Below are 2,105 nucleotides of genomic sequence, written 5' to 3'. Positions count from 1 at the left end.
TCCCGCCGGCCCCGCCGACACCCCCTCCATTCCCACTGGCACCGAATCCGCCGGCCCCGCCGTTGCCGCCAGCGCCCAACAGCCCGCCTGCCCCACCGGCACCACCGGCGCCACCGGCCGCCGAGGTATGGCCGAACCCACCGACACCGCCGACACCACCGTTGCCGGACAGCAAACCGCCTGCCCCGCCGGCTCCGCCAGCACCAGCGGTGTCGCCAAGAGCACCAGCGCCGCCACCCGCGCCGCCCGCGCCGCCGGTGCCCAAAAGCCCGGCAGCCCCGCCGTTACCGCCTTTCTGGCCGGCGCCGCCGGCGCCGCCTGCCCCGCCGTCACCAAGTAACCACCCTCCTGGCGCACCGTCGTGCCCCGTGCCCGGCGCCCCGTTGGCACCGTTGCCGATCAGCGGACGCCCGGTCAGCGCCAGGACGGGACCATTGATTGCGTTCAGTAGGTCTTGTTGGGCGGTCTGCAGCGGATTGGACAAGGAGGCGGCGGTGGCGGCCTCGGCTAGAGCGTAGGACCTGGCACCGGCAGTCATGGCCTGCACAAACTGCGCATGAAACGCCGCCGCTTGCGCGCTGGCCGCTTGGTAGGCCTGGCCGTGTGCCGCAAACAGCGCGGTGATAGCCGCCGACACCTCATCCTCGGCGGCGGCCAGCAATGCCGTCGTCGGCGCCGCGGCGGTGGTGCTAGCGGCGCTGAGCGTCGAGCCTAGTTCGGCCAAATCCGTTGCTGCAGTTGCCAGTAAGTCCGGCAACGCGATCACAAACGACATGTGATTCCTCCCAACGAATCCGACGAGACCGGCTGGTGTTCGATCACCGTCGACCTACTGAGTGGATACGCTGACTACAAGTGCAGCACACTGGCCTACCAGGCGCCCTCGTTTTCAGCGGGAGGACCAAACTGGGTGGCGCGGTGCGCGTGAGCAAGCGACCTTCGGGCTATACATCGTTGGTGGCGGTAGGCGGGTTTTGACCCTGCTTTAACTGCCCGAAGGGCCACCGCCGGGTGAATTCCCGGCTGCGGCGTAGCTGCCTTCTCGTCGCTGAACGCGCAGGTAGGAGGTTGGTCGGCTAAGTCGACCATTCGGCTTTGCTGGGACGCGGCCGTCGGATGACCGCCGTCGCACGTGCCTGCCAGCGTCGGGGGCGAAACTGGTTAAGGCTCTCCGCGGATGTTGGACCCGGTGTCCGCTGGCTGGGTTAGCCGCGGATGTCACCAACTAATACGGCGGGCGCGGGGTTGACCGCACCGGATAGGCTGGCCCATTGGCACAGCGACGGAACGAAAAGACGGCGTGAGCCACGCCTTGCCTGGGTTACCTGAGGAGCAAGAGTGACCGGCCCGGTATTCAACCGCGACGAACTGGCCAAAGCTTTCGAAGAATTCGAGCGGACTGTGGCCAGGGCGGCCGCATCACGCGATTGGGACGCCTGGGTCAAGCAGTACACCCCGGACGTCGAGTACATCGAGCATGCGGCCGGGACCATGCACGGCCGCGAGCAGGTGCGCGCCTGGATTCAGCACACGATGACGACCTTCCCGGGCAGTCACATGGTGGCGTTTCCGTCGTTGTGGTCGGTGATCGACGAGCCCACCGGGCGCGTCATCATGGAGTTGGACAACCCGATGCGTGATCCCGGCGACGGCAGCGTGATCAGCGCGACCAACATCTCGATCATCACCTATGCCGGCGACGGCCGGTGGTGCCGCCAAGAGGACATCTACAACCCGCTGCGCTTTCGGCGGGCGGGGCTGAAGTGGTGCCGTAAGGCGCAACAACTGGGCACTCTTGACGCGGACGCGGCGCGTTGGATGCAACAGCATGGGGGCCGGACATGAGTAGCGAACCCAAATTGGTGATCGGCGCCAACGGATTCTTGGGCTCGCATGTGACCCGTCAACTCGTCGAGGCCGGAGCAAACGTACGGGCTATGGTGCGCCACGGCGCGAACACCCGCAGCATCGACGACCTGCGGCTCAGCCGCTGCCACGGCGACGTCTTCGACACCGCAACGGTCCGGGAGGCGATGGACGGCTGCGATGACGTGTACTACTGCGTTGTCGACACCCGGGCCTGGTTACGCGACCCCTCGCCGCTG

3 protein-coding genes are annotated in these 2,105 nt (G+C 67.2%); 2 read left to right on the top strand and 1 reads right to left on the bottom strand.

From position 1 onward, the window contains the following. Window positions 1-775: PE family protein (locus tag F0Q45_RS25595; protein ID WP_149656538.1), on the bottom strand; the 775-nt coding region annotated here is incomplete at its 3' end. A 563-nt stretch (window positions 776-1,338) separates the two neighbouring features. Here F0Q45_RS25595 and F0Q45_RS25590 point away from each other — a divergent pair. Beyond that, window positions 1,339-1,845, top strand: a complete 507-nt coding sequence (locus F0Q45_RS25590; RefSeq protein WP_149656537.1) for a nuclear transport factor 2 family protein — start codon at window positions 1,339-1,341, stop codon at window positions 1,843-1,845. After that, a partial coding sequence (locus tag F0Q45_RS25585) for an NAD(P)H-binding protein (RefSeq protein ID WP_149656536.1) occupies window positions 1,842-2,105 on the top strand: 264 nt, incomplete at its 3' end. The genes F0Q45_RS25590 and F0Q45_RS25585, both read left to right, overlap by 4 nt.

Origin of the sequence: Mycobacterium simiae (genome assembly GCF_008370645.1) — a bacterium.
Classification (GTDB): Bacteria; Actinomycetota; Actinomycetes; order Mycobacteriales; family Mycobacteriaceae; genus Mycobacterium; species Mycobacterium simiae_A.
This window is presented reverse-complemented; position numbering and strand designations above follow the sequence as displayed.